This window comes from Neobacillus niacini (assembly GCF_030817595.1).
Classification (GTDB): Bacteria; Bacillota; Bacilli; order Bacillales; family Cytobacillaceae; genus Neobacillus; species Neobacillus niacini_G.
Map to the genome: position 1 here is coordinate 1,671,800 of NZ_JAUSZN010000001.1, position 26,474 is coordinate 1,698,273.

The window sequence follows — 26,474 nt, forward strand, 5'->3', positions numbered from 1 at the left end:
TGATTATTTTTTTAGGTGGTATGGGACGGTTGTGATAATCACATTTCTTCTGTATAACAGGTAGGCTTTAATTAATAAGCTTGATTGGTTGTGCAGAATATTGTGCCAGCCTTTTTTTGGTATAAATTGTGGAATGATGACGGTAACACGGTAATTCGCCTCACTAGCTTTATGCTGGACGGTATCAACAAATTTGGTAAGTGGCTGGATAATACTCCTATAATGGGAGTGCAGGGTGACAAGTCTTACATCTGGCTGCCACTTGTTCCATTTTTCTTCGAATTTCTTTTCATCGTCCCTTTCAAAGGAAACATACACGGCAAGTACTTGATCCGCTCCAAGTGATTTTGCATAATTCAGAGAGTTTTCTACCACTTGGGTAATACCAGCTACAGGAACAATAATCACGTTTCCTTCAATAGGAACTGCAGGCTCCTCACAATTTAATCTTAACTGCTCTCCCACTGCTTCATAATGCTTTCTAATTCGGTAAAAGACATAAACAATCACTGGTAAGAATACCAACACAGGCCAAACCTGCGCAAACTTTGTTAAAAAGAACATAATCGTAACAACAAAGCAGATGATAGCACCCGTTGTATTAATGATAAGCTTCGACATCCAGCCCTGAGGCTTTTCACGAAGCCATTTTAACATCATTCCCGTTTGGGACAAAGTAAACGGAATGAAGACCCCAACCGCATACAGTGGTATTAAGTGCTCCGTTTGTCCTTTGAAAAAAATAATTAATAAAATTGAAGCTAAACCTAATGTGAGAATTCCATTCGAATACCCTAATCGGTCACCTCTAATCTTAAACATCCTTGGAATAAACTTATCATTGGCGAGATTGACTGCCAGCAATGGAAACGCTGTGTATCCTGTGTTTGCCGCAAGAATTAAGATTAAAGCGGTTGTGCCTTGAATAAAGAAATACATAAAGTTGCGTCCAAATGTCTGCTCCGCAATTTGAGAAACCACGGTAACCTTTTCATTCGGCGTAATCCCATAGTAATAAGCTAACAATACAATTCCCGAAAATAATATCGCCAGTAAGCCCCCCATTGCTGCCAACGTTTTAGCAGCATTATTTGGAGCTGGCGCTTTAAAGTTCGGAATTGCATTTGATATCGCCTCAACACCAGTAAGCGCAGAACTGCCTGAAGCAAATGCCCTTAAAAGAAGAAATAAAGATATCCCTGCAATGGGAGTTCCAACTGGTGTATGTAATTCTGCCGGAACCTGCCCTGTAAAAACATTAAAAAGTCCCACACCAATTAAAATAAATAAAGCAAGCACGAATAAATAGACGGGATATGCTAAAATAGAAGCAGACTCCGTTACACCTCTTAGGTTTAAAGTAGTAATAAATATGACAAAAATGATCGCAATACCCACATTATGGTCATGTAAAGCTGGAAAGGCCGATGTGATCGCATCAGTTCCAGCAGATACACTAACAGCTACTGTTAAAATGTAATCAACCAGTAAGGATCCACCCGATATAAGCCCATAATTGATACCTAAATTTTCCTTTGAAACTACATAAGCGCCACCACCATGGGGGTAGGCAAAAATAATTTGCCGGTAAGATAAAATTAATGCTGCTAATAAAACTAAAACACCGATTGCAATCGGAATGGAATACCAAAATGCCGCTGCACTTACTGTTACGAGTACGATTAGGATTTGTTCCGGACCATAAGCCACCGATGATAAGGCATCAGACGAAAGAATCGCCAGTGCTTTTGTTTTATTGAGCTTCTGTTCCCCTAGTTCAGTTGACTTTAAAGGTCTGCCTATTAATAATCTTTTGATTGAAGAAACCATCGATTTCTGCACCACCGTGTATTCTATAAAATTATTTTGTTCTGTCTTATCATGCTTAAAAAGCACAAAAAAATGCCTGCAAGTCAAAGTTAATAGACCTGCAGACATGTATGAACTGTCTAACAAGCTCCACCTTCCTTCTCATTAACGCTTACGAGGTTAGCTGTCGGATTCGGGCCATTGAGTAGCCCTACCTATTAAAGGATTCACCCCTTGGATATACTATCCATATGAATGGGTCCCCCGCACCAATTTGGTCTCAGCGATTTAGAAATATGAAACTGTGATTATCATACTCCTGTGTTTATCAAATGTAAATCAAAATTTTTTAAAAAAATAAAGATTGGAGAAATATATATGTCTAAAAAGAAAAAGCCGCTTTTGACAGATGAATTTTTAGATGAATTGGCTAATGAAATCAATGAGCTATACGGTCGCCCTGTTGAAAAAAACGAAGATATAAACAATCATAAAGAAGACGATTAATCCACCCTATGTATTTCACAATAACAATGGTACACTTGTCCAAATTGTAAGAAATCCCCCATTTTTAAGACAAACTTTGTTATTGGTACATATAATAACTTATCCAGTATTATGGTTGGGGGGAAACGGAATGGAAAATGTTATTCTGCTATCAAGAAACACCTCTAACAGAGGGATTTTAACGTTACATCCCAAGTTAGCAGAATCTATGGGAATTACTCAAATTACGGCTAGAAAAATCAGATTTGGTGCAAAAACCTATCAATCTATTGTAGACATTTCTGATGAATTGCCACTAAATGGGGCAAGCCTATCTGAAGATATTTTGGACATGCTGAATATACCACAGCATTGCAGTCTTGAAATCAAGCAGAATGGCAACGAAATACAAATTGGACCCTTTATCGGTTTACTCGCAGGTTATTATCAAAGCTCGATCAAGAAATATCTCGATCATTTACGTGATTATGTTTTACTTTATCGTGAAATTAAGGGTGCCATCCTTGTCTTTTCTCTTGACCATGTTGATAAAGTCAACCAACTCGTCACAGGCTATCTTTATAATCCTCGAACAAAACAATGGGAAGAAGGAACCTACCCATATCCTGCCTCTATTTTTGTGATGACTTCTTCTGTAAGCTCCGCATGGATACAGCATTTTAAATCCATCATTGGCAATGTAATTTTTAATGATTTCTTTCTAAATCGATGGAGTATCCACAAAAAATTGGCAAGTTCCATCGGTGTAAAATGTTATCTTCCGGATACAAATCTATATGGTTCACCTCAAGATCTATACTATTTTTTAAAGAAATTTCCTAATTTAACGGTGAAGCCGCTAAACAGTGCTAATCGGCATGCCTATCGTGTCTTACTAAAAGAGGCAAACTCTCTCGTTATAACAAATTTAACAAATTTGGAATCAAAGAATTATCGATTTAGTAATCGGGATCAGGCCTATTCTATCTTTAGTAAATATTTTAAAGAGGGAGAAAACATCATCCAAGAATCTATTGATGTAACCGGATATCGAACCATTACTGTACGGTTTGTTACGGTTAAAAACTATTCAGGTGAATGGCAGGTAATGGGGTCGTTTACGAGAGGCGACCAATCGATAAAGAATGATGGCAGATTACTGCCAATAGTCAAATTTGAAAAAGAAATGGTAAAAGAATTCTTGCATCAAAGCGATTTACACGCTTCCTTGACTTATGAAGAATTGAACCATATAGCTGTTGATACGGTAAATGAATTAGAAGGTATGGGGGTGCATTTGGCAAATGCAGCGGTTGATATAACGGTTGGAGAATTAGGTGATATCTGGATTTCAGAGATTGACCACTGCAACCCCGCACACGATATTGCGTTAGTAGCTGGGGATCCGGACCTATACTATGAGATTTTAAAAACCAATATGCTTTATGGTAAAAAACTAGCAGGTTTTTAATATAACGAAAAGAGCTAACTTACAATTAGCTCTTTTTTGCTGTTTCGATAATTTCCTTCAATTCATTCGTAAAACCCTTTACTGCTTTATTTCCTAACACTGTTACCGGAACACCTAAATAGCCGTACTTTTCAACTTCTAGTTGATATTCGGCGTTTTTTGATATATCTCTAACCTCGTAGGGAATCCCTTCCTCAGTAAGGACTTTTTTAACCATTGTGCACTCAATACAGTCGTTTGTCGTATAGACGATAACACCTTTTTCCATTGGTTCCTCTCCTTCCAACCATGCTACTCTTCTTAAAAATAAATATGTTCTGCCGTTATTTTATCACTTAAGCTGATTACCCCAAAGGAAAAAAACTTTTGTCTTCTCTTGTCGGTTGGCGAACCGGGGTTAAAAATTAATAGATCACCTTCATACCTCATGACAGGAATATGAGAATGCCCAAAGATTATACAATCCACATTCTCTCCTTTAAATGCTGCAATAGCACGTCTTTCAGTTGTTTTTCCCTTCCCGTGTCCATGGATAATACCAAATCTAAAACCGCCTGCTTCAACAATCTTTTTTAATGGTAATAATCTAATTATTTCCTCATCATCTACGTTCCCATAAACTCCTTCAACTCTTCCATTTCTCCGCAGCTCATGATAAACATCTATCGTCTGCCAGTCACCAGCATGAATGATCAAGTCGACATCCATTAATTCATCTAATAACCTCGCAGGCAATCCTTTTTTTCTTTTTGGTAGATGTGTATCTGATAGAACGACAATTTTCATATTATAATTCCTCTTATTTTTCTGATAATCCTTTAAATTTGGTATTAACATACCTGTTTCCAAGTTGGAAACAACTGCATTTTTTGACGCTTAAACGCCGGAAATGTCTATTCTTGCGCTTTCCCAAGAAATATATTCTCAATTCCCTGAATATTTAAAATCTTTACTATTATGTTCATCTACAAAATGTGCAATCAATGGATTCAATTTGGTAGCAGCTTTTGTAGGAATTTGATGTTTTTCCTTGTCAATGAAGTATAATTCACTGCATGGCAATTTTTCTTTTAAAAGATTCGCATACCGATGAAAAGATTTGTCTTTCTTCCCATAGACCAATAAAATGGGAAGTTCTATTTTATCTAATTGATTGGTACAATTATATTTTAAACTATATTGAAAATATTGATTAATATTTCTGGCATCACCTTTAACTGCTTCATTGTACAAGTTCCTAAACATCTCTTTTGTATCGGAATTGCCCCATGTAATGGCATATGCTAGAAAAGAGAGTGACCTAGAATTTGCAAGTTTAACAGCTAAAGAAATTCTTTTCCTCAAATAAAGATCACTCGCTTCTGACATTCCACTTACTAAAATACCTCCTATGGCTCTGTCGGAATAAGTCAGCATAAATTCTAATGCAATAGAAGCTCCTGTCGAATACCCACATAGGAATGCTTTTTCTATTCCTAAATGATCCAGCAAACGTTTAATATCTTCCACAATTAACGGATAAGTTATCGTTTGATTTGAATAATGACTTCTACCATGACCTCTTATATCAAAAGTAATAACGCTAAAATCCTGAGATTCCCCATCCATTTGATATCTGAAATTTTCACTCGTAAGTAAAGGCGGATGGATAAAAACTATGGGAGTTCCATTTCCTTTAACATTATAATATAGACTGACATCTTTCACATCCATCATTGGCATTGATCAATTCACCTCGACACACATTATGAATCACTTAAATAACTTAAATTCCAAAAAATATTTCTTTTGTTATTATGCATCTTTTCGTAATAAAAAACTGTTCCCCTAATTAAAAAGGAACAGTTTTTTATTTTAAAGAATTAAGTAAGCAATCGGTGCTGTAAGGAGAATGGTGAATACTACCCTTTCAAACCAAATGACGACAAGTTTTCCAATTGTTAGTGGAATTTCTGTCGATAGGATACAAGGTACTACAGCTGAGAAGAAGATAATGGATGATACTGAAACAACAGCGATAACAAATTTGGTAACAATGGCGGCCTTGGTAACTAACAATGCCGGCAAGAACATTTCTGCGATTGAGACAGCACTTGCTTTTGCAGCAAGCATTGGTTCCGGAAGTTGTACCAGTGCAGTGAAAGGATAAAAAATATAACCCAGCCAATCAAATACAGGTGTAAATTCAGCTAATATAAGTCCAAGTAACCCAACAGACATGATGGATGGCAATATTCCCATTGTCATGATAAAGCCATCTTTAAGGTTGTCCCAAATATTTTTACCTAAGCTTGAAGATTGGTCGGCGGTAATCATTGCTTCTTTCCATGCTGTTTTAACCCGGTCCTTTTTAATTATTACCTCCTCGTCACCCTCCATGTCCTGGTAATAAGAATCACTCATTTTATTTAGCGGCCAAATTCTAACTGTAATCGCGGTAACGATGAAAGTTACAACAAATGTTACCCAAAAATATGCGTTCCAAACTTCCATTAGATTCAATGTTTTCGCAACAACAATCATAAAAGTCGCGGAAACAGTTGAAAAACCCGTTGCAATAATTGCTGCTTCTTTTATTGTATATTTACCCTCTTTAAAAACACGGTTAGTAATTAATAGACCAATGGAATAGCTACCTACAAAAGAGGCTACAGCATCTATTGCTGATCTTCCTGGTGTTTTCCAAATCGGCCTCATCACTGGTTGCATGAATATTCCGATAAATTCGAGCAAGCCATAACCTACTAAGAGAGCAAGAAAAACAGAACCAATTGGAACTAGCAGTCCAACGGATATCACAAGTTTGTTAAAAAGGAATGGTGCCATATCAGGATCGAAAAACCATTTCGGACCAACATTAAATACAAGCATAATCGCAGTAACAAGTCCAAAAATTTTCAGAATCGAAAACACTGTGGTGACAACATCTTTTTTCCAGGTCTTTTTCATAAAAGGATATACTGCACCTAACAATATGACCAGTAATGCATAATAAGGTAAAACATTTGGGACCGCAAGTTGAATATATGAAACAAAATGATCCAGCATAATCGAAGACTTTCCATTCAAAGTAACCGGAACAAAAAATACAAAAATACCGATTGCACTAAAAACAAAGAACTTCATAATATTCAACATATTACTATTCTGCAATTCTGGTTGCTGCACTTGTTGTATCGGCTGATTCTCCATACCCAATCCCCCTTATTCCTATTAGTACCCTATGTTCATAGAATATTAAATTACCTATTTGTCCACCTGAGGCGTACATTTGTATTTTAGTGGTGCCTGTCACCAAAGCTAGCAACTAGATATCAAACACTATCTAGTTGCTAGCACATTGTCGAAGCATGACTCCTGTTAGGAAAGTAAGGAATACGTGTGTTCCTAGTTTAACGGTTGGCTGGACGAGTGTGTCCTTTAATGGATCGAGGCAGACGATGTCCATTGCTTTTACTTTTGGATGACGACCTGCTGCTAGTACCCCTTCTAGCAACTCTTCCGTTGTCATGCCCCCCGGGGTTGATGCCGGTACCCCAGGGGCATAAGCAATATCTAACACATCCATATCTACCGTTAAATAAATGGTATCAACCTTTGAAGATAGTTCTTCTAAGCATTGCTGAACGGTTTCTTCTATCCCCTTTTTTCGAGCTGTACGAAGTGTAAAATAATTAACCCCTTTTTCATCTGCATATTGTTTTAAGTCCTTCGTATTAAAAAAGCCATGCAGACCAATGTTGTACATATTACTGCCGTCAACTACTCCACTTTCAATTAAATTACGCATAGGTGTTCCATTTGATGGACCATTATCTGACATGTCTCGCAAATCAAAATGAGTATCAAATTGTAAAATTCCAATTTTTTCAGAAGGCTTTGCCTGGTGCATTCCTTTCACCATCATCGCTGTGATTGAGTGATCTCCGCCAATCGCACACACCTTTGAATCTTGAAAATGGCTATGGACCAATGCGGCTGCCTGAATGATGTTGTCGTGGCACTTTCTAATATCCGTGACATGCATCGGAACATCCCCGGCGTCAAGTGCATTCATTTCTGCCAAATCAACATCATCATCAAGATTGTAGGTTGCAAAGCTCCGCCAAGAACGTCTAAAGGCATCGGGAAACTCTGACGCACCAGAAGCACTTATCGATGAACGAGACAAAGGAACACCGAGAATCACGACCTCGGCCTCCTTGATTTTTTCAAAGTCATTCAAAGTGGTTATTGGCTGAATCCATTCATGAACCTTCCCCCCTGCCCCACTCTCAAGGTTTACCCAAGTAAAGCTGGGTGGATTAATTGTTGGATAGAGAAAGCTCTTCAAGCAAATGACCTCCTCTGACAACCACCACTCCATTTTTTATAACCGTATGCGTATGATTCACTCCATAAGAATATTGAAGCTTCATATAATTATCAACACTGAACATCGTAATATCTGCTTTTTTTCCAACCTCTAAACTGCCAATTTCCCGACCACGATTGATCGCATGTGCTGCATTAATTGTTGCTGCAGTAATCACCTCAGCAGGAGTCATCCCCATCTTCAAACAGCCAAGATTCATAATGAAAGGCAGAGACACAGTCGGTGACGAACCCGGATTACAGTCGGTTGACAACGCCACTGGCACTCCCAAATCAATCATTTTACGGCCATTTGCTGATTCCGCCATTAAAAAGTAAGCTGTCCCCGGCAGCAGCACACCAACGACACCTTTTTCAGCCATCGCTTTCATGCCTTTTTCTGAAGCTCTTAATAAATGATCTGCAGATATTGCACCAACCTCAGCCGCTAGCTCTGCCCCTTCATATGGTTCAATTTCATCCGCATGAATTTTCGGTATCAGCCCGTGTCTCTTACCTGCCTCAAGAATTCGCTTTGATTGCTCTGGAGTAAAAACACCATGCTCACAAAAAACATCATTGAATTCGGCCAACCCCAGCTCCGCAACCTTTGGAATCATTTCATCAATCAACAGCTCCACAAAATCATCAGGATTGTCTTTATACTCTTTTGGAACGGCGTGAGCACCCATAAAGGTAGGTACAATATCAATAACATGCTTTTCATTGAGCATTTTAGCTACTTCAAGCTGCTTAAGCTCGGTTTCCCACTCCATCCCGTAACCACTTTTCGCCTCGACTGTTGTCACGCCGTGACGTAGGAATTGATTTAACCGTTCAAAGCTTTCATTAAAAAGCTCTTCATGACTTGCTGACTTAGTCTTCCTTGTTGTTGCATGAATCCCGCCGCCGCTGTTCATGATTTCCATGTAGGTGGCACCTTGTAGCCTCATATTAAACTCATTTTCTCTGCTTCCAGCAAAAACAAGATGAGTGTGAGGATCAACTAATCCTGGAGTAACAAGCTTTCCACTGGCATCCACTATCTCCGCTTCACCAAGACGCTTATCATATTTTTCAAAAAGCTCCTCATCTAGTCCTACATCACAAATGACACCATTTTCTATCCAAACACTTCCATTTTTAACCAGACCCAACTCAGACATCGCTTCCTTTACAAGAGGAGCATGTGAACTCCCCTGTAAGGTCACGAGCTGTGAAGCATTTCTTATAAAAATTGGCTTACTCACCCGTACCACCTCTTTAGTCTTGTTTCAGCATTGGCATTTTGATGCCTTTTTCCTTTGCTGTCTTAATTGCTAGTTCATAGCCTGCGTCGGCATGACGGACCACACCCATCCCAGGGTCTGTTGTTAATACTCGTTGTAAACGGACTTCTGCATCCTTCGTACCGTCTGCAACTATGACCATTCCGGAATGTTGAGAATAACCCATTCCTACTCCGCCGCCATGGTGAAGTGAAACCCAGCTGGCACCTCCGACTGCATTGATCATGGCATTGAGAATTGGCCAGTCAGAAACAGCGTCGCTTCCATCCTTCATTCCTTCTGTTTCCCGGTTAGGAGACGCAACAGAGCCTGCATCTAAGTGGTCACGGCCAATAACAATCGGCGCCGATACTTCACCTGAGGCTACAAGATCATTAATGATTTTTCCTAAGCGGGCACGATCACCGTATCCAAGCCAACATATACGAGCAGGAAGCCCTTGGAAGCTGATTTTTTCCTGAGCCATTCTCACCCATTTACAAAGGTGCTCATCATCCTTGAATTCACGAAGCAGGACTTCATCAATTTTTCGAATATCCTCAGGGTCCCCCGACAATGCCGCCCAGCGGAAAGGTCCTTTTCCTTCACAGAATAACGGACGGATATATGCTGGTACAAAGCCTGGAAAGTCAAAGGCATTGTCTACTCCCTCATCCTTCGCCACCTGACGAATGTTGTTACCATAATCAAAGGTTATGGCCCCTTTTTGCTGCATGGTCAGCATCGCTTTTACGTGGATTGCCATGCTTTGCTTTGATAGTTTTACATACTTAGAAGGATTTTCTTTTCTAAGAGTGGCTGCCTCTTCTAGACTAAAGCCTACAGGCACATAACCATTTAACGGGTCGTGGGCAGATGTTTGGTCTGTTAACACATCCGGATTAAACCCTTTTTCGATCATTATTGGTAAAATTTCAGCAGCGTTTCCAATAAGACCAATTGAGAGAGGCTTTCCGGCTTTCTTTGCTTCCTGTGCTAGATTAATAGCCTCTTCTAAATCGCTCGTTTTTACATCAAGGTAAGCGGTTTCAATCCGGCGATCAATTCTTGTTTCATCAACATCAATGGCTAGACAAACACCATCATTCATCGTTACCGCTAGCGGCTGAGCTCCACCCATTCCGCCAAGTCCGGCAGTTAAAGTAATCGTATGCTTTAAAGACCCGCTGAATTCCTGGCGAGCAAGCTCCGCAAACGTTTCATAAGTTCCTTGGACAATTCCCTGCGTTCCAATATAAATCCAACTGCCTGCTGTCATTTGTCCATACATCATTAATCCCTTTTTATCTAACTCGTGGAAATGCTCCCAGTTCGCCCAAGCCGGTACTAAATTGGAGTTTGCCAGCAATACCCGGGGTGCGTCCTTATGTGATTTAAAAATTGCTACAGGTTTACCAGACTGAATTAACAGTGTTTCATCGTTTTCTAGTTCAAGCAGTGATTTGACAATCGCGTCATAAGCTTCCCAGTTCCGTGCAGCCTTACCAATTCCTCCATATACCACTAAATCCTCTGGGCGCTCAGCTACTTCTTGGTCAAGATTGTTCATTAGCATCCGAAGTGCAGCCTCTTGAATCCAGCCTTTTGCATGTAGATTTGTTCCTTTATAATTCTTAATCACTCTTGATTTTGCTGTACTCGCTTCCATCCTATTCACTCCTCTATGTCCTTTTATCTCTCCTTTATTATAAAAATAAAATCTTCTGAAAAATACAAATCATTCCTTAGAAAAGTAGCATTATTTATTTGTATAACTCGTTTATTTTTAGCCTAAAACTTCACTATTTTTAGGAAATAGTAAATTTTTTATAAAAAATAAGATTCAGCCTGTCACTGAATCTTATCTTCTTATCCCTTATTCATCCGAAATTCTCTCGGTGATACTCCGACTATTTCCTTAAACGTTCTGCTAAAGTAGTTCGGATTATGATAACCAATTAAGTGTGAAATTTCCTTTACTGGCTTGCTGGTCTCAAGCAGGTATCTTTTCGCTTCTTTTATTCTTATCCCTGTCAGGATTTCCGTAAAGCTTCGGCCAGTTTTTGAAATCAGCAAATGACTGAAATAGGATGAATTCCTATCGACGTATTTTGCCACATCTTCTAGCTTTAGTTCTTGGTTTGTAAAATGAGACTCAATATAGGAAATACCGCGTTCAATTGGATCCTGTTTAACCATCTGTTGGCTGGAATCAACACCTAAAAATATCTTTTGAATAAACAAGATTAGATTTTGTACGGACCGATAGAGAACACTATCATACAAAATCGAATGGAATATATATCGATACTCGTTTTCGTAGCTTTGCTGTTCATCTAAATCATAGGTCTTCATGAATCGTCTAATTTGTGCCAGAATACTTGTAAGTCTAATTCTTACCAATCCAGGATCAGGATAAGGATTTTCTAATCGGAGAAATTGATCATATAACCATGTTTTTATACCTTCAATGTCATGATTTGCGAGCATGTCCAACCATGCCCTTTGTTCCGGAGGAGCCAAAAAAGGGTCGATATGTACCCAGTCTGCTGTATTCTCAAACTCAATTATTTGCCGATAACCGTGATAATAGGTAAACTCCATCATTTTCTGCGTTTCTAGAAACTTTTCATTGAGACTAATGTGTGGTGATTTTTCATTCCTGATTAAAATAGCAAGCGGGTCGGAAAATTCCTCTTCCCACCTTCTCATCGCCTTTTGACATTGCTCTTTACTATTTTGGCAAGATTCTTTAAACAAAAGAACAACCCTATCACTTAAAGGGAAAATACCATGAAGTTCTTTGAAAGGGTAGTCTGATAAGAAGGAATATAACATTCCAATTTTTTCACTATTTTCGACTTTAAAAGCCGCGATGATATAGTCTTCTAAAACTTCTGAATTGGAAATAAACAGCGACTCATAGGTTGAGTCGTAATACACTTGAGCAACGGGTTTCTTTTTAGAATCATGTTTTTTATCAAGTCCTTTCGTCGCTTTTTGATAAGCAGATTTTACCTTTGTGGCAGAAAACGGTTTGATCATCAATTCTAAAGCTTGAAGGTCAATCGCCATTCGTGCTTTTTCAAAGGTTGCCTCTGCACTGGTTAACAGCAAAATAGGCTGGTAAATCTGCATTAGTTCTCGGAAGCTAGACCAATTGTCACTGCTAACCATATCGAGTTCTAAAAGGATGATATCCGGCGTTTCTTTTTCAAATGTTACAATAAAATCCTGAAAGTTAGAGGCTAGTAGAATCTTTGTTACAGGGATGGAGGATGTTTTTAACAGCCATTTTAATCCTTCTCGTTCATTTAAATCACGTTCCGCAATCAGCCATTTTCCTTCTATGATATTCCCCCCCATCTAAAAATAGTGCTACTAATATAATAAAAGTATATATTCAATGTGGCAATCTACAAATATTATTCGTTTACTTTCTTATTCATGAAATGCAATAATTTAAATCGAATTCATAGGTTCATTATGAGCATAATAATTTTTGTGACTATTGACGAGAGGGGAAAATCAAGACATGAAATGGCACAAAAATTTGCTTAAAATCATACAGGACCGCCAAGGTAAAAAACTTGCTTTAATTGTTGACACCTCAACAAATGAAACGAAAATTGACCTCATTGCAAATATTGTAACTTTTTTCAAAGAACTAACTCCGGAAACCACACTTGTTCAGGCTGATTTTAAAATCCGTAGTACAGATCCGATTACGGAGGGAACTGAAATCAAATATCACACACATGGTAAAGCTTCCTATACCCTTGCCTTGGAATGGGCGGAAGAAGAAAAGATAGAAACTGTATTCTACATCACCGACTTAACTGGCTTTTTGCCTGAGGACATGCAGGTACCTTATGAGGTATACTGGCTTGTGCCGACTGAATTTGTTCCGAAAGCACCATTTGGAAAGGTAATGAAAGTGGTATAGAACCCAAAATAAGAACTCCTCACAAGCATGTTGAGGAGTTCCTTACATTAGCTTTTCACTATTTTTGATGGATTGTTGACTTTGTATTGGACTGCAGTGTCAACGATGAACTCTTCTTCTACATCTTTCCCTTTTGCCAATTTCTTCTTAGCGACCTTCCCGTCGAATTCAAGCTTGTCACCTGGCTGCAGTTCGGACTTCTTTAGCGTTTTACTGTGACTGCACCATGCAAGCCCAAGTTCAATCGGTGGTTCTTCGACGATGACCACATTTTCCAGTACAACCACTTCATCATTTTCTTCATTAAATGGATTGTAGGTAAGAGCGAACTGTTTAACACTTGCCGTAAAGTGAACTTTATCTGCTGGCAGCTCAATTTTTGGTGCTTTTTCTTTTTTCGGTTTGGCAGCTTTAGGCTTTTGCGGTTCAGTTTTTTCTTCCAGTTTTGGCTCTGGTTTTTCTTCCTGCCCTTGGGTCTCTGTACCCTGCTCTGCCGTACTATAATCCTTCTCTTCTACCTGCAGCATACTCTCCTTACCAAAACTTGAAGCCTGCATTTCCTTTAGAAAAGCAGGGTGGATGCAGCACAGATTTCCATCTTGGAACTCAATCACAAGTGTGTTAAACTCGTCTGACTTCCCATAGGTTTCATACCCCTTAATCGTCACGACACGCTGGTAATTCCGTTCCTTAAACAGAAACTCCCGCTTTGCCTCCTTCGCAGAAGAAAGCCCCCACTCCTTCAATTTCTCCTTATAATGATCATCATCACGAAACCCAATAAAATCCCCCTTCGGAGCAACATACCGAGTCAAACCACTCCGCTCTAACTGCTCATGCTCAATAGCCATATAATCACACCTCTCTATTTTGCTCACATTGGTGACAGCCCACATTGGTGACAGGCACCACTAATGTACAAATGTCCGTATCCAGTGGACACTTTTCTCACCATTTGATTTCTATATGTATTTTGTGTTGATACCTTTTTTATTGTATCAAAGTTTTCTGCTAATGAAAAAAGCTTAGGCATGAATTTTGCAGTCAAGACTGTCAGCAAAATTCATGCCTGTTGGTTAGATGATGATCGGTGGTTTTCCAATTGGGTAGTATTCTACTGAGCTGCATGCTCGAATTTTCTCTTCTGAAAGACAGTTTCTGCCGTCAAAGATGATTGGTTCTTTCATTTTTCCTACCATCTTCGCTACATCCAAATTTTTGATCTCGTTCCACTCGGTTAAAATGAACACAGCGTCTGCTTCGAAAATCGCTTCATCAATGGATCCGGCATACTTAATTTTATCACCAATAACTTTTCTTGCGTTGTCAGCAGCAACTGGATCATAGGCGACGACTTCTGCACCTAATACTGTTAATGCTTCTGAAATTGGAATGGACGGTGCTTCTCTCATATCATCTGTCTCTGGTTTAAATGCTAGTCCAAGCATCGCAATTTTCTTCCCTTTTAATCCGCCAAACCGTTTTACCGCCTTTGTTACCAACAATTTTCGTTGATATTCATTAATGGCAATGGTTTCTTTTAATAGCGGAAATTCTACTCCATTTAATCCGGCGGTATGGAGCAAGGCTTTGACATCTTTTGGAAAACAAGAGCCACCGTACCCAATACCAGCATTCAAAAATGCTTCGCCGATCCTTTTATCTTTCCCCATTCCTTTAGCAACATCGGTGACATCTGCTCCAACTGCTTCGCATAAATTGGCTATTTCATTGATATAACTAATCTTCGTAGCTAGAAACGCATTGGAGGCATATTTTATCATTTCAGCACTTCTTGTACTTGTTAAAATCACAGGCACATTTAATGGCTGATACATGTCCCTAATTTTCCCTGATGCCTCAGCATTTTCCGAACCAATAATAATTCGGTCCGCCTTCATCGTATCCTCAATCGCAGATCCCTGCCGGAGAAACTCTGGATTCGAAACCATTTTCACCGGAAACCCACATTGGTCTTCGATCATTTTTTTTACAAAATCATTCGTACCGACTGGCACCGTACTCTTAATCACTACAATGGTATCACGCGTAATATAGGCAGATAGATCTTTCGCAGCTTGTACCAAATAAGAAAGGTCTGCTGCCCCGTCATCACCCTGAGGTGTACCAACCGCAACCACAATGATTTCTGCATTAGCTAACGCCTCACTTAGAGAGGTGGTAAAATGCAGCCTGCCTGCTCCCATATTCGCAGTTAGTAAATCTTCAAGACCAGGTTCATAAATAGGAGAAATTCCCTGAAGTAATTGGTTAATCTTTTGTTCATTAATATCGATGCATGTCACATGATGGCCGATTTGTGATAAACAAACTCCTGTTGACAGCCCTACATAGCCTGTACCTAAAACAGCAATGTTCATATCAATCAATCTCTCTCTTACTATTTTCAAAGGTTTCTTTCCTAGTAACTTCTTGCAAATAGGCTAACACTGATTCTCTAATATCCTCGCGGCTTAATGCGAAATCAATCGTTGCCTTTATAAAACCAATTTTATCTCCGATATCATAGCGGCTGCCGTCAAAGTTATAGGCAAAGACGGCCTGAAGTTTATTTAGTTCATTGATCGCATCAGTCAGTTGTAATTCGTCTCCTCGACCCATTGGAATTCTCTCCAAAATCTCAAAAATCTTCGGACTGAGAACATAACGACCCATAATTGCATATCTTGAGGGTGCCTCTTCTATACTTGGCTTCTCTATTAACGAATCAATATGGAATAAATCCGACTCAATCATCGTTCCTTTTGGTTTAATAATTCCATATTTGCTGACATCTTCATCTTTTACCGTCTGTACGGCAACAACGGAACTATTGTAATATTCAAAAACATCTATGACCTGCTTTAGGCAGGGAATATCCGACATGACGATATCATCTCCAAGTAAAACCGCGAATGGTTCGTCACCAATGACGCTTTTCGCACAAAGAATAGCATGTCCCAGCCCTTTCGGCTCTTTTTGACGGACATAAACGATATTTACTAAGTTTGATATCTTTTGAACATCTGCTAACATATCAAGTTTGTTCTTTTTAAAAAGTGTATCCTCTAGTTCATACGATTTATCGAAATGATCCTCGATGGACCTTTTTCCTCTGCCGATGATGATGATAATTTCCTCAATACCGGAAGCGACGGCTTCTTCAACGATATATTGAATGGTTGGCTTATCAACAATCGGCAGCATTTCTTTTGGCTGTGCTTTCGTTGCTGGCAAAAATCGAGTACCGAGGCCAGCTGCTGGTATAATGGCCTTACGGATTTTCATATGCTGCCTCCTTTCCTTTTCCCCTTTATCCTTTATATGCAGAGGGACAACCTCCGGTCACGTTAGTAACCTATTAAAATCGTTTTTTTAAAAGGACATTTTCTATAAAATAAAACTCCCTTCATAAAGATAGCCAAGGGAGTCATTCTTCTTGTTCATGTATCGGCCGATAAACACGTTTAATAAACCTTTCCATCAATTTTTTGAGTATTCTTTTACGGCGTGTGTGCAGTGTAGTAACAATCGCTTTTCTTTCTTCACTCGTAACCTGCCAATCTTCAGGAATAACTGCTACAATTTCTTCTATTAAATGAATGGGCAGCGTTTGAATGATTTCTAGCTGCTCGTAAAACTCCTGCTCATTCTCGATAAAACAGGCCATAATTTGATGGGTTGTACTCTTTAGAATCGTTATCGGCAGTGTTTCAATATCCTGCAGTGTCCAGTTATAGGAAGCGAACACTTCGGCATGATCGATGATCCGCAAACGATAGGAGTATGGTGTGTCGTCGCATAGAATGATATTTTTCCGTGTTCGATCACGATTGCACAGCCAGTAATCAAATAAAATAATACCTGCTAGATTTTCTTTGTTTGTAATAGCTGGAACTTCGGTCACTTGATGTCCATCAAAACAGTCTGGCACGTAAAGACTTGCAAATTGAAACTGTGTGTGCATCATTTGAGAGAGTTCAGGGTACTGTGAGGAAAACTCCTGGGGGATTTCAACTAATTGTGCGAAAGGTATTGGCAGTCCTAGGTAGCGTGCAAGGCAATAGCCGACCCATTCGTTGGCAAGCGTTTTTTCAAATCCAGGCTGGAAATACTTCACGACATAGTCCCGACCATCATTAAATGTTATTAAGTGAGCATTCGATTTTCCTTCTAATGTTTTCTTGTATGCAACAGGTTTAATCATTCTCCATTCACCTCATTGGAGTGGATTCTGCCTATTTTTTTCAAAAGATGGACATATTGTTCTGCCACGACCTCTATCGCAAATTTTTCATGGACGCGTTCGATTGCTGCCTTTGACATTCGTTCATGAAGGCTGGGATCATCCAAAATAACCGATAGCTGATTCACTGCATCTTCTACGTTTTGTCCACGAAAAAGCAGTCCGTGTTCACCGTGGAGGACCAATTCTGTGACCGGCATCATATTCGATGCCACTACAGGTACCCCGCATATCATCGACTCAATAAAGGTATTTCCAAACGATTCCGTCTTCGTAGTGGCAAGCGTACAGCCGCCTGATTGGCGAATTTTCGCATAAACATGCGGCATTTGCTGATAGGGTATCACCGGAAACCATTTGACTATGTCTGTTAGCTGCTCCTCCTGCCATTTGGCTGCGAATTCCTCCCTCTGCACACTTTGAGCACCCCCGATAACCCAAAATTCAATATCATCACGTTGACCTTTCATAAGTTTTGCTACTTCCAATAGCATTTGCCAGTTTTTACGTTTGTCCAATCTGCCAATCCAGCCGATTATTTTCTTTCCGTTTGGAAGGATTGGATCACTATCAAAATTTATCTCTTCACACGACAATGCACGATAAAAGGATGTATCAATACCGTTGTAAATAACATGTATCGGAATCCCGTCAGTTAGGATAGAAACTAATCGTTTTTGATAATCTGATGGAACAATGATTGCCTCCGGCTTTATTCCTCTAAATGATTTTAAATGCGGCCGTAGCTTAATAAGTTCCGGGGTGCGTGCCTCTACCAATACGGGTCCTCGAAAATTTGCTTTCCTAATCCATTTAAAAGCCGCACCCGTGTCAACGACAATGATGGCGTCATAGTGGTTGTTTTGAATAATTTTGATAATCTCTCGTTCATCCTTTGTTAAATATACGGGAGCTACATCTTCCATAATATGAAGTCCGCCATGATCGGTCGTATACAAAAACTCTGTATCAATTCCATGCTTTTTAAAATAAATTGAGCGATTACGCCAGCCGGCATTCACCCCGCCAACGGTAAGCAGACGCCAGATTATTAATATTTTCATAATGGTTCCCCTCGTTTTAATTGGGCTCCTCCTCAGCCTTGTTAGGTCTCTTTTTGTTCAACCCTTATAAGGGCTTAACGTCCTTTTTTATCCTTGTCTTTCTTCTTGTCTCGCTTGCCATCACGGCGGTCTCGGCTCTCGTATCTATCTCCTGCGAAGTGACTGCCTCCTCTACCACCTTTAGCGCCTTTACTGCGTCGACCTCTATCTCCCTCGAAGTGTTTTCCTCCACGGTGTTCACGATCACCTCTAGCGTGTCGATCACCTTCAAAACGCGTAACACCGCCATAGTAACTGTCGCCCTCAGGGTGCCTTTCAGCAAAGTTTTGTTCTAGTTGGTCCCAATGCTCATCGATTTTGGCCATGACTGCTTCTGGATCCACGCCTCTTGCAAGCATTGTTTTCACCCATTCTTCCTTGAAAACCTTGTGAACTAATCCTTGCAGCTTGGTCACATAGTTCTTCTCATCTGCCGTTGTCAACAGGGTGTTACTAAGATCTTTGATCTTATTCTTATCCGGTTCCTCCGGGAGAAGTAACGCCGTTATTTGTCTGGATATTTCCTCCAAACGAATATAGTGAAGCCATTCCGCATATAATTCCGGGGCCATTTCTTGTACATGTGACAGAAAGATTGCTTTATTTTCCTCCCCTAGAGAAGTCAATAATTTACGTGGATATGGATAGACACGATCACGCCAAATGGTTCTCGCTACGTCAATTACCTTAAGACTGCCGTCCGGCTGAAGATAAATTTGCCGTTTATGATGGTCAATTCTCTCATACCCAATTTTTTTAAATGTGATAAGCATTATAATTAATCTTGCAGAAAGTGACTTAGTTAAAGGCTGGGATTGTAAATATTCACGTAAATCAACTCCCCGGATAATTTCCATCACAATATAGAGTGGACCTTTTTCATAGAGCTTTGGAAATAGTGTGGTATGCTGCCCAAGAGATAAAGCGTAATATTCGCGCTCGCAATCCTCTGTATTCCCAAATACCTTCACACAAATGTCATCCGTTATTTGGAATACTGCACCTTGCCGTCCTTTTCCCATCATTACTAATGGTGAATTATTTACTACTTCCACATCTGCATTTACCATATTTGTCACTTTAATGTTTTTCATCCATTGTTCTAAATTTTGAGTATACATAAATTCCCTTACCTCCTTCCTTTTTAAGTTTGCCGCTGATTTAATTAATATCTTGGCAGCATTATTGGTCCCTGCTTGTCTAATTAAAGGACCACAGAAATACTGCCTGATATAATAGATTCAATTAGGTCATAAAGTGTAAAGGCACATGTCTATAAAATAGAAAATATTAATGATGGCACTGGCTAGGCTTAAAAGAATCCATCAGCGAGAACAATTATCAAATGGCAACGCCCACCTGACCATGCCCACAGAAGTACAAAAGGCATAATTCTATAATCTTTAAGAAAGAGCTTTCCAAAAGAAGCCGCCTTTTTTACGAAAACGATTGAAAAATATAACAATAACACCCTCTATTTATTGTACAATTATGATAGATACCAAAATATGCTATTTCATCGACTCAATCTCTTTTCCATCAGTGCTATCATGGAGAAATAATTGGAAGAGCTAAAGTAAAAGGTGATGGGTCAGCATATATTTATGTAAACGAGGTGTGAATTTTGATGATACAGACGGAAAGAATACCAGGAGCTTTTCACATTTTTGGTGACAACAAATAGGGGGGTACTTTATGAGTCGTTTGTCGAAGCAAGAAAAGAGCTGGATTTTTTACGATTGGGCGAATTCTGCTTACTCCATCTTAATTACAACAGCTATTTTTCCTTTATATTTTAAAGCAGCTGCAAATGGTGCAGGTCTTGCTGGTTCTACCTCTACTGCCTATTTGGGTTATGCGAATTCCTTTGGAACACTGCTTGTTTCCATTTGTGCACCGATTTTAGGAACCATCGGTGATTTTAGAGGCTTAAAAAAGCGATTATTTACCTTTTTTGTCATTCTAGGGATTGCCTTTACTGCACTGCTGGCGGTTGTCCCAAGCAATCAATGGCTGATCCTCTTAATCTGTTATGTTATTACCGTCATTGGTTTTGGAGGAGCCAATATCTTTTATGACGCCTTTCTTGTCGATGTGACGAGTGAAGAACGGATGAATAAGATATCTGCCCGTGGGTTTGCAATGGGCTATATCGGAAGTACTATTCCTTTTATCATCGGCATCGCTCTTATTCTATTATCACAACAAGGGATTCTCCCTTTGTCTGTAACTGTTTCCACACAAATAGCCTTTGCAATTACAGCAATATGGTGGGGAACCTTTACGATACCAATGTTAAAAAATGTTCAACAAGTCTATTACATCGAGCGGGTGGCAAATCCGATTTCTACCAGCTTTAAAAAGGTTTTTCAAACACTTAAACGAATTAAAGCTTACCGTCCTTTATTTTTATTCCTTATCGCTTATTTCTTTTATATTGATGGAGTCCATACGATTATTACCATGTCTACTGCATATGGAACGGACCTTGGGATTTCTTCCACAAATTTATTAATTATACTGTTTGCTACTCAAGTCATCGCTGCTCCATTTGCCATTTTGTATGGTAAATTAGCGGATAAATTCACAGGTAAAAGAATGTTACTGGTGGGGATATTTATTTATATCATTATCTGTATCTATGCTTATTTCATGAAAACCACCTTAGATTTCTGGATTTTAGCCATGCTTGTTGGTTCTTCCCAAGGTGGGATTCAGGCTCTCAGCCGTTCGTATTTTGCAAAGCTGGTACCAAAGGAAAATGCAAATGAGTTTTTTGGATTCTATAATATTTTTTATAAATTCGCCTCAATCCTTGGGCCAGCCTTAGTCGGTTTCACCGCCCAACTCACTGGTAATACAAACGCTGGCGTATTTAGCTTAGTTATATTATTTATCCTAGGTGGTGCTGTTTTACTGCGCGTGCCGGAAACGAATGAGAAAATCCGATAAAACGAAACAACGCCTTGGGAATCCCCAAGGCGTTGTTTGATGTCATGCAAAAAGGTCTTTATCAAGAATCATTTCCTTCTCTAGGTGACTTGCTCGAATACCAAATTTTGGTTTCAACCTGCCGATTTCTTCACCCAGTAAAAGTTTAATTCCCAGGTATGGAAGGTTAAGACCTGTTAAGCAGCTAAAATGCATTCCTCCGCTCATTCGCGGATTAATTTCAAGCAGCTTAGGTACACCTTGATTATATTTCACCTGGATATTAAAGAGGTACGGTATATGATAATGCTGGTGAAACCTATGTGCCAGCTGAATAAGCTCATGATGATCAATGATTTCTCTTATTCTCCCCTCCCCTTTCATCCTTGGAATTGCGGCATACAACTGCTCTGTCGATGCAACACAGTCAATACTGAATTCGGGACCGTCTAAATACTCTAACACCATTAAATCTGGGAAAACCTCTTGCTGACTTAAGATTTCACAGGCATAGTGATACGGGAGGCGGCGGCTGCTCGCCCTCCTAAAAAGCTGGTCAATACTTTCTATTTTATCTTCAATAATGCGAAAACCAGTGGCGCCTTCACCAACAACGGGTTTAAAACAAACTGTGTGCCCTTTGGCCCGTAAACTTTCATAAGCTAATTTGAAATCATTAATATTATTGACGACGTAAAAATCCGGTATTGCTACAAGTTCAGCCCCATTTTCTTCCTTCTGCAGGATAGAGTGATAGGCTGCTGCTTTATTATCCAATGTTTCCATTAAATCAGAATCTGGACATACCAGCACTTTGACACCAATTTTTTCAAAATCAGCAAGCCTTTTTGAAATCAAGACATTTCCTTTCCTTGGAATGAAAATATCAATCTTATGCTTCCGACAAAACGCAAGACAAAACTCAATATATTCCTCACCAGATACGGTGGGTTCTGTAAAGGCATAATCACAATACTGCAAATAGAGAGCGTCCATATTTGAATGCGTGCCAAATATTTCAAACCTGCGCCCCTCATCATTCGAACGAATCAGCTCCATAAAATGTGTAACCGTCGTAAACCACCTATTAAACCAAATCCTCATACGTTACCTCTTTCTCGTTGAAATTCTAAAAACTTTACCCATTATTCGCCAATAAACTACATTTTATACATTTTACTGGCTGTAACTATGAATAAATTGGGGTAAAATGTATAAATGGTGACAGGCACCAAAAGAGGCACCAAAAGGGGCACCAACTAAATGGCTGCTCCACAAAGGAGGGTGTTAGGGATGTGCGGAAGGTTTACGTTGACTGCAACGGTTGATCAGTTGATTGACCGGTTTGATATTGAGTTTTTTCTTCAGGAGGAGGAATATAATCCTAGTTATAATGTGGCTCCTTCTCAGTCGGTGTTAGCTGTGATTAATGATGGTGCTCGTAATAAGATGGGGTTTTTACGCTGGGGGTTAATTCCGCCGTGGGCGAAGGATATGTCGATTGGTTATAAAATGATTAATGCACGTGCCGAGACCTTAACAGACAAACCTAGCTTTCGAAATGCTTATAAGAAAAAACGATGCTTGATTGTGGCTGATAGTTTTTATGAATGGAAGAGGCTTGATAGTAAAACCAAAATTCCAATGCGGATAAAACTTAAATCGAATGAATTATTTTCAATGGCTGGTCTTTGGGAGAACTGGAAATCGCCTGAGGGAAAATCTATCTACTCATGCTCTGTAATAACCACCAGTCCTAATGAGCTAGTGCATGATATTCACGACCGGATGCCAGTAATATTAAAACCAGAAGATGAAAAGTACTGGCTTGATCCTTCTATTACTGACACTACTAAGCTCAACCCATTGCTTAAACCGTTCGATCATACTTTAATGGAAGCTTATGAAGTGAGCCCGCTGGTTAATTCACCAAAAAATAATTCCATAGAACTGATACAAAAAATCTGTTAATATCACAAAATGCCTGACCCATAAAAATGGGTCAGGCATTTATTATACAAGTGAAAGGGTTGTATTAATTTTCATGACAAAGGACATGATGGCAGTCGTATCTAAATTCGATGTGTCCACTGAAACACCACTAACCTTCTTCACAATTTGCCTTTCAATAAAGTTCATTTTACTGACAAGGAATTCTCCGCCAAAAATCCCATTAGCGATTGATATTTTTCTCAATTCCTCAGGGAATGCCTTGTCAAATTGTTCAAGGGCTGTTTCTCCATCGTGCCAGCAGCAAAGGAATAGACCCAATTTCTTTGTTAACAGCTCTTCAAAATGCTTACCGATAAAATGCTTTATTTTCCCTTGTATACTTCCGGCATGGATCGAGCCTCCGATGATTACGAAGTCATAATCGCGTACATCAAAAGTAATCTTATCCCGTTTCAAATCAACTGCCAGGACTTCTCCTTCCATCCATTCACTCACCATTTGGACAGCTTTTTCTGTTGTGCCATGAGATGAGCAATAAACAATCAATGTCTTCATAAATCATCCTACCCTCCATGGAAAATTATTACATCGTTTACGAACGAAAGTTATACTGTCGACTTTTTGTTGTCTTACTATCATTATAAAGCAGCATTAATCAATATCCCGAAAAAATATTGGCAATATTTCTACAATTCAACTTCCTTCACAAGCAAATCTAAGTGGTCACACCAAATTCTAAGAATTGGAATAAAATAGTTAGAACAAATATATGATCAGAGGTGATAAAATGAATTCCATTACCCTGCCAATGATCTTATCTGGACCAATCGTTCGAAGAGCAGAACCTAGTCAAATAACAATTTGGATTGCGACAAGTAAAAGCTGCCGAATTCATGCGAAGATTTATCGTATCACTTTAGATAAGGCTTCTCATTCTTTTGATTATGATGTTATCCAAGCAAAATGTGAGACCAATACGATTCGAATGGGTAAACAACTTTTTATTCATTTGATACAACTCTCCCCTCATCAGGATACTTTCCCAACCGATACGTTACTCGGATACAATATCCATTTTAAACGAGGCTCTGAACTTCAAGACCTAAAATCCCTAGGACTACTATCAAAGAATGATCCAGATTCCATCACCTACGGCAGCCTTGACTATCCTACCCTTTTCCTCAACAGCTCTTCAGAACACTCCAATGTCCTTTATGGCTCATGTCGGAAACCTCATGGAGATGATGAAGATACACTCTCCACTGCGGACCTATTGCTAGAAAAGGAATATCATAATTTGCTCGTTCGTCCAAGCACATTATTTCTGATGGGAGACCAAATCTATGCAGATGATGTTGCCGACCCATTGATTCCTGTAATTTCTAAACTAAGCGAAGAATTAATCGGTGCGAGAGAGCCCCTCGAATTAATCGATGAGAGGCTAAAACATGCGCCTTTCCAAACAGCATTGAACCAAATCAACGGCCGGCAATATATTATGGAGAATTTTTGCCATTTTACTTCTTCCCATGCAAGCAACCACCTGATGACATTCGGAGAGTATGCCGCAATGTATCTGCTCGCATGGAGCCCGCAGCTATGGGAAACTGCCCAAGAATATGCTCTCATTGAACACTACGATGACTGTGTCAAGAAAAATCAGATGTATTTTGTGTTCCCAAAAGAGGAGCGATATGCAAAGGAAAACAAAAACGAAGAGCTTCGGCTAACGAATCGTTTTACTGAGCAGCAGGAGGCAATGATATCTTTTCAGCACTCTCTTCATCGTATACGACGACTTCTTGCAAACGTACCCACCTACATGATGTTCGATGACCATGATATTACCGATGATTGGAATCTATCCTTTAAGTGGAAGGAAAATGTTAGAAACTCAGCCTTAGGAAGTCATGTAATCGCCAATGGATTATCTGCTTATTGGGCTTTTCAAGGATGGGGTAATGCGCCACAATCCTATGATGAAAAATTCCTATGGTTGATGAAAACTTATTTTAAAATGCTGAGTATCGGAAAAATCATGACGTATCAAGAAGAATGGAAAGACACCCTATGGAACTTTGATACTTGGCATTTTGTTGCTCCGACAAATCCAAAAGCACTCTTCCTGGACACACGGACACAAAGGGAATACAACATGGAACCAAGACCGGAGAAATTTGGGCAACTTATCGAGGAATCTATCTGGGCTCCGCAACTGATTAGTCAAAAAGGCTGGGAGCGTGTAACCAGCACTCTGTTTGATAACGGATGGAAAAGCGGCAGCCCTTTAATCATCGTTTCGGCAACACCCCTTTATGGAATGGGTCTTATTGAAACGTTTTTACATGATTATATTTATCCGTTAAGAGTATTGGGAGTAAATGTGAATACTAGGTTTGATTTTGAAGCGTGGAAGTATAATGGAAAAGGGTTTACTGAATTTCTCAATCAGGTGGCAGCTTGGAAACCGAGCAGGTGTATTATTTTATCAGGAGATGTTCATTATGCCTCTGCTGTTAAAGCTGCTGTTTCCTTTAAAAATGGGCAAAAACTAACAATTAACCAATTTACAAGTTCTCCATTGAAAAATATGAGCTTCGGTGGTTTATGGGGTATTTTAATGAAACAAATAATGGCCCTGAATGCTATAAAAAGAAAAAACAACGAAATTCATCGTGTTTGCACTCCTTCCTATTTCATTAAAGAAGTCAGTAAAGGGAATAACTCAAACAGCTATTTTTGGAAGGATATCGTAAATTATCAAACATTAGAAAATCATTCGATTATGGAAACCAATAATAACCTCGGCTTACTCAAGATTAGAAGAAGATCATTAAACAACAATCTACTGAATCATCATCACAAATTGTTACAACCATGAAAAATAGTGCTCCACGATAAGTGGCAG

The 26,474-nt window shown here is 39.3% G+C and carries 23 protein-coding genes and 1 riboswitch; of the genes, 6 read left to right on the plus strand and 17 right to left on the minus strand.

Annotated features, from left to right (window positions below):
- Positions 1–3: 3 nt before the first annotated feature.
- Positions 4–1,830 carry an APC family permease gene (locus QFZ31_RS08400; protein ID WP_179600217.1) on the minus strand — a complete coding sequence of 609 codons (1,827 nt, stop codon included), beginning with the start codon at positions 1,828–1,830 and terminating at the stop codon, positions 4–6.
- Between the two features lie 133 nt (positions 1,831–1,963).
- A riboswitch (cyclic di-AMP (ydaO/yuaA leader) is annotated at positions 1,964–2,105 on the minus strand.
- Positions 2,106–2,187: 82 nt separating this feature from the next.
- Here QFZ31_RS08400 and QFZ31_RS08405 point away from each other — a divergent pair.
- Together QFZ31_RS08405 and QFZ31_RS08410 are read left to right on the plus strand one after the other, a co-directional pair.
- On the plus strand, positions 2,188–2,316 hold the full coding sequence (locus QFZ31_RS08405; protein ID WP_307302403.1) for a bacitracin ABC transporter ATP-binding protein: 129 nt from the start codon (positions 2,188–2,190) through the stop codon (positions 2,314–2,316).
- Between the two features lie 130 nt (positions 2,317–2,446).
- A complete protein-coding gene (locus QFZ31_RS08410) occupies positions 2,447–3,766 on the plus strand; it encodes a YheC/YheD family protein (protein WP_307302406.1) in 1,320 nt (439 codons plus the stop codon).
- Positions 3,767–3,791: 25 nt separating this feature from the next.
- Here the strand turns inward: QFZ31_RS08410 and QFZ31_RS08415 are convergent, their stop codons facing one another.
- The 8 genes from QFZ31_RS08415 to QFZ31_RS08450 all read right to left on the minus strand — a co-directional run bounded on the left by QFZ31_RS08415 (position 3,792) and on the right by QFZ31_RS08450 (position 12,753).
- Positions 3,792–4,034, minus strand: coding sequence for a glutaredoxin family protein (locus QFZ31_RS08415; RefSeq protein ID WP_307302408.1), 243 nt, complete (start codon positions 4,032–4,034; stop codon positions 3,792–3,794).
- 32 nt (positions 4,035–4,066) lie between these two features.
- The gene (locus tag QFZ31_RS08420; protein WP_307302410.1) at positions 4,067–4,552 is read right to left on the minus strand and encodes a metallophosphoesterase family protein; all 486 of its coding nucleotides are present in this window, start codon (positions 4,550–4,552) and stop codon (positions 4,067–4,069) included.
- A gap of 138 nt (positions 4,553–4,690) precedes the next feature.
- Entirely contained in the window at positions 4,691–5,488 is a 798-nt protein-coding gene (locus QFZ31_RS08425; protein ID WP_307302412.1) for an alpha/beta fold hydrolase, read from the minus strand.
- Positions 5,489–5,620: 132 nt separating this feature from the next.
- Positions 5,621–6,904 carry a YjiH family protein gene (locus tag QFZ31_RS08430; RefSeq protein ID WP_307311442.1) on the minus strand — a complete coding sequence of 428 codons (1,284 nt, stop codon included), beginning with the start codon at positions 6,902–6,904 and terminating at the stop codon, positions 5,621–5,623.
- A gap of 187 nt (positions 6,905–7,091) precedes the next feature.
- Positions 7,092–8,099: an agmatinase family protein gene (locus tag QFZ31_RS08435; protein WP_307302414.1), complete on the minus strand. Its 1,008-nt coding sequence runs from the start codon at positions 8,097–8,099 to the stop codon at positions 7,092–7,094.
- The gene (hutI, locus tag QFZ31_RS08440) at positions 8,071–9,369 is read right to left on the minus strand and encodes an imidazolonepropionase (protein ID WP_307302415.1); all 1,299 of its coding nucleotides are present in this window, start codon (positions 9,367–9,369) and stop codon (positions 8,071–8,073) included. Before hutI ends, QFZ31_RS08435 begins: the two co-directional genes overlap by 29 nt.
- 13 nt (positions 9,370–9,382) lie before the next feature.
- Positions 9,383–11,056 (minus strand): urocanate hydratase, encoded by a 1,674-nt coding sequence (hutU, locus tag QFZ31_RS08445; RefSeq protein WP_307302416.1) that lies wholly within the window; start codon positions 11,054–11,056, stop codon positions 9,383–9,385.
- 200 nt (positions 11,057–11,256) lie between these two features.
- On the minus strand, positions 11,257–12,753 hold the full coding sequence (locus QFZ31_RS08450; protein ID WP_307302418.1) for a helix-turn-helix domain-containing protein: 1,497 nt from the start codon (positions 12,751–12,753) through the stop codon (positions 11,257–11,259).
- A gap of 169 nt (positions 12,754–12,922) precedes the next feature.
- Here QFZ31_RS08450 and QFZ31_RS08455 point away from each other — a divergent pair, with 169 nt between their 5' ends.
- Positions 12,923–13,333, plus strand: coding sequence for a VWA-like domain-containing protein (locus QFZ31_RS08455; RefSeq protein WP_307302420.1), 411 nt, complete (start codon positions 12,923–12,925; stop codon positions 13,331–13,333).
- 47 nt (positions 13,334–13,380) lie between these two features.
- Here the strand turns inward: QFZ31_RS08455 and QFZ31_RS08460 are convergent, their stop codons facing one another.
- The 6 genes from QFZ31_RS08460 to QFZ31_RS08485 form a co-directional block, all read right to left on the minus strand.
- Positions 13,381–14,184: a hypothetical protein gene (locus tag QFZ31_RS08460; protein WP_307302421.1), complete on the minus strand. Its 804-nt coding sequence runs from the start codon at positions 14,182–14,184 to the stop codon at positions 13,381–13,383.
- A 225-nt stretch (positions 14,185–14,409) separates the two neighbouring features.
- Positions 14,410–15,714, minus strand: a complete 1,305-nt coding sequence (locus tag QFZ31_RS08465; RefSeq protein WP_307311444.1) for a UDP-glucose dehydrogenase family protein — start codon at positions 15,712–15,714, stop codon at positions 14,410–14,412.
- 1 nt (position 15,715) lies between these two features.
- The gene (gene galU / locus QFZ31_RS08470) at positions 15,716–16,621 is read right to left on the minus strand and encodes a UTP--glucose-1-phosphate uridylyltransferase GalU (RefSeq protein ID WP_307302422.1); all 906 of its coding nucleotides are present in this window, start codon (positions 16,619–16,621) and stop codon (positions 15,716–15,718) included.
- 142 nt (positions 16,622–16,763) lie between these two features.
- Complete coding sequence (locus QFZ31_RS08475) at positions 16,764–17,540, minus strand: HipA family kinase (protein ID WP_307302423.1); 777 nt, start codon at positions 17,538–17,540, stop codon at positions 16,764–16,766.
- On the minus strand, positions 17,537–18,643 hold the full coding sequence (locus tag QFZ31_RS08480) for a glycosyltransferase family 4 protein (protein ID WP_307302424.1): 1,107 nt from the start codon (positions 18,641–18,643) through the stop codon (positions 17,537–17,539). Before QFZ31_RS08480 ends, QFZ31_RS08475 begins: the two co-directional genes overlap by 4 nt.
- A gap of 74 nt (positions 18,644–18,717) precedes the next feature.
- On the minus strand, positions 18,718–19,803 hold the full coding sequence (locus QFZ31_RS08485) for a hypothetical protein (RefSeq protein ID WP_307302425.1): 1,086 nt from the start codon (positions 19,801–19,803) through the stop codon (positions 18,718–18,720).
- A gap of 574 nt (positions 19,804–20,377) precedes the next feature.
- Between QFZ31_RS08485 and QFZ31_RS08490 the strand changes: the two genes are divergently transcribed.
- Positions 20,378–21,634 (plus strand): MFS transporter, encoded by a 1,257-nt coding sequence (locus tag QFZ31_RS08490; protein WP_307302427.1) that lies wholly within the window; start codon positions 20,378–20,380, stop codon positions 21,632–21,634.
- Between the two features lie 42 nt (positions 21,635–21,676).
- Here the strand turns inward: QFZ31_RS08490 and QFZ31_RS08495 are convergent, their stop codons facing one another.
- On the minus strand, positions 21,677–22,717 hold the full coding sequence (locus QFZ31_RS08495) for an ATP-grasp domain-containing protein (protein ID WP_307302429.1): 1,041 nt from the start codon (positions 22,715–22,717) through the stop codon (positions 21,677–21,679).
- 189 nt (positions 22,718–22,906) lie between these two features.
- On the opposite strand from QFZ31_RS08495, the gene QFZ31_RS08500 reads away from it, so the two are divergent.
- On the plus strand, positions 22,907–23,584 hold the full coding sequence (locus tag QFZ31_RS08500) for an SOS response-associated peptidase (RefSeq protein WP_307302431.1): 678 nt from the start codon (positions 22,907–22,909) through the stop codon (positions 23,582–23,584).
- Between the two features lie 42 nt (positions 23,585–23,626).
- Here QFZ31_RS08500 and QFZ31_RS08505 read toward each other — a convergent pair whose 3' ends face one another.
- The gene (locus QFZ31_RS08505) at positions 23,627–24,121 is read right to left on the minus strand and encodes a flavodoxin domain-containing protein (protein WP_307302432.1); all 495 of its coding nucleotides are present in this window, start codon (positions 24,119–24,121) and stop codon (positions 23,627–23,629) included.
- Between the two features lie 232 nt (positions 24,122–24,353).
- Between QFZ31_RS08505 and QFZ31_RS08510 the strand changes: the two genes are divergently transcribed.
- Entirely contained in the window at positions 24,354–26,447 is a 2,094-nt protein-coding gene (locus tag QFZ31_RS08510) for a hypothetical protein (protein ID WP_307302433.1), read from the plus strand.
- The last annotated feature ends 27 nt before the right edge of the window (positions 26,448–26,474 follow it).

What these genes read in the sequence shown, in the direction of transcription:
- QFZ31_RS08400 (WP_179600217.1), bottom strand. Translation starts at nt 1,830, where the DNA reads ATGGTTTCTTCAATCAAAAGATTATTAATAGGCAGACCTTTAAAGTCA.
- QFZ31_RS08405 (WP_307302403.1), top strand. Translation starts at nt 2,188, where the DNA reads ATGTCTAAAAAGAAAAAGCCGCTTTTGACAGATGAATTTTTAGATGAA.
- QFZ31_RS08410 (WP_307302406.1), top strand. Translation starts at nt 2,447, where the DNA reads ATGGAAAATGTTATTCTGCTATCAAGAAACACCTCTAACAGAGGGATT.
- QFZ31_RS08415 (WP_307302408.1), bottom strand. Translation starts at nt 4,034, where the DNA reads ATGGAAAAAGGTGTTATCGTCTATACGACAAACGACTGTATTGAGTGC.
- QFZ31_RS08420 (WP_307302410.1), bottom strand. Translation starts at nt 4,552, where the DNA reads ATGAAAATTGTCGTTCTATCAGATACACATCTACCAAAAAGAAAAAAA.
- QFZ31_RS08425 (WP_307302412.1), bottom strand. Translation starts at nt 5,488, where the DNA reads ATGCCAATGATGGATGTGAAAGATGTCAGTCTATATTATAATGTTAAA.
- QFZ31_RS08430 (WP_307311442.1), bottom strand. Translation starts at nt 6,904, where the DNA reads ATGTTGAATATTATGAAGTTCTTTGTTTTTAGTGCAATCGGTATTTTT.
- hutU (WP_307302416.1), bottom strand. Translation starts at nt 11,056, where the DNA reads ATGGAAGCGAGTACAGCAAAATCAAGAGTGATTAAGAATTATAAAGGA.
- QFZ31_RS08450 (WP_307302418.1), bottom strand. Translation starts at nt 12,753, where the DNA reads ATGGGGGGGAATATCATAGAAGGAAAATGGCTGATTGCGGAACGTGAT.
- QFZ31_RS08455 (WP_307302420.1), top strand. Translation starts at nt 12,923, where the DNA reads ATGAAATGGCACAAAAATTTGCTTAAAATCATACAGGACCGCCAAGGT.
- QFZ31_RS08460 (WP_307302421.1), bottom strand. Translation starts at nt 14,184, where the DNA reads ATGGCTATTGAGCATGAGCAGTTAGAGCGGAGTGGTTTGACTCGGTAT.
- QFZ31_RS08465 (WP_307311444.1), bottom strand. Translation starts at nt 15,714, where the DNA reads ATGAACATTGCTGTTTTAGGTACAGGCTATGTAGGGCTGTCAACAGGA.
- galU (WP_307302422.1), bottom strand. Translation starts at nt 16,621, where the DNA reads ATGAAAATCCGTAAGGCCATTATACCAGCAGCTGGCCTCGGTACTCGA.
- QFZ31_RS08475 (WP_307302423.1), bottom strand. Translation starts at nt 17,540, where the DNA reads ATGATTAAACCTGTTGCATACAAGAAAACATTAGAAGGAAAATCGAAT.
- QFZ31_RS08480 (WP_307302424.1), bottom strand. Translation starts at nt 18,643, where the DNA reads ATGAAAATATTAATAATCTGGCGTCTGCTTACCGTTGGCGGGGTGAAT.
- QFZ31_RS08485 (WP_307302425.1), bottom strand. Translation starts at nt 19,803, where the DNA reads ATGTATACTCAAAATTTAGAACAATGGATGAAAAACATTAAAGTGACA.
- QFZ31_RS08490 (WP_307302427.1), top strand. Translation starts at nt 20,378, where the DNA reads ATGAGTCGTTTGTCGAAGCAAGAAAAGAGCTGGATTTTTTACGATTGG.
- QFZ31_RS08495 (WP_307302429.1), bottom strand. Translation starts at nt 22,717, where the DNA reads ATGAGGATTTGGTTTAATAGGTGGTTTACGACGGTTACACATTTTATG.
- QFZ31_RS08500 (WP_307302431.1), top strand. Translation starts at nt 22,907, where the DNA reads ATGTGCGGAAGGTTTACGTTGACTGCAACGGTTGATCAGTTGATTGAC.
- QFZ31_RS08505 (WP_307302432.1), bottom strand. Translation starts at nt 24,121, where the DNA reads ATGAAGACATTGATTGTTTATTGCTCATCTCATGGCACAACAGAAAAA.
- QFZ31_RS08510 (WP_307302433.1), top strand. Translation starts at nt 24,354, where the DNA reads ATGAATTCCATTACCCTGCCAATGATCTTATCTGGACCAATCGTTCGA.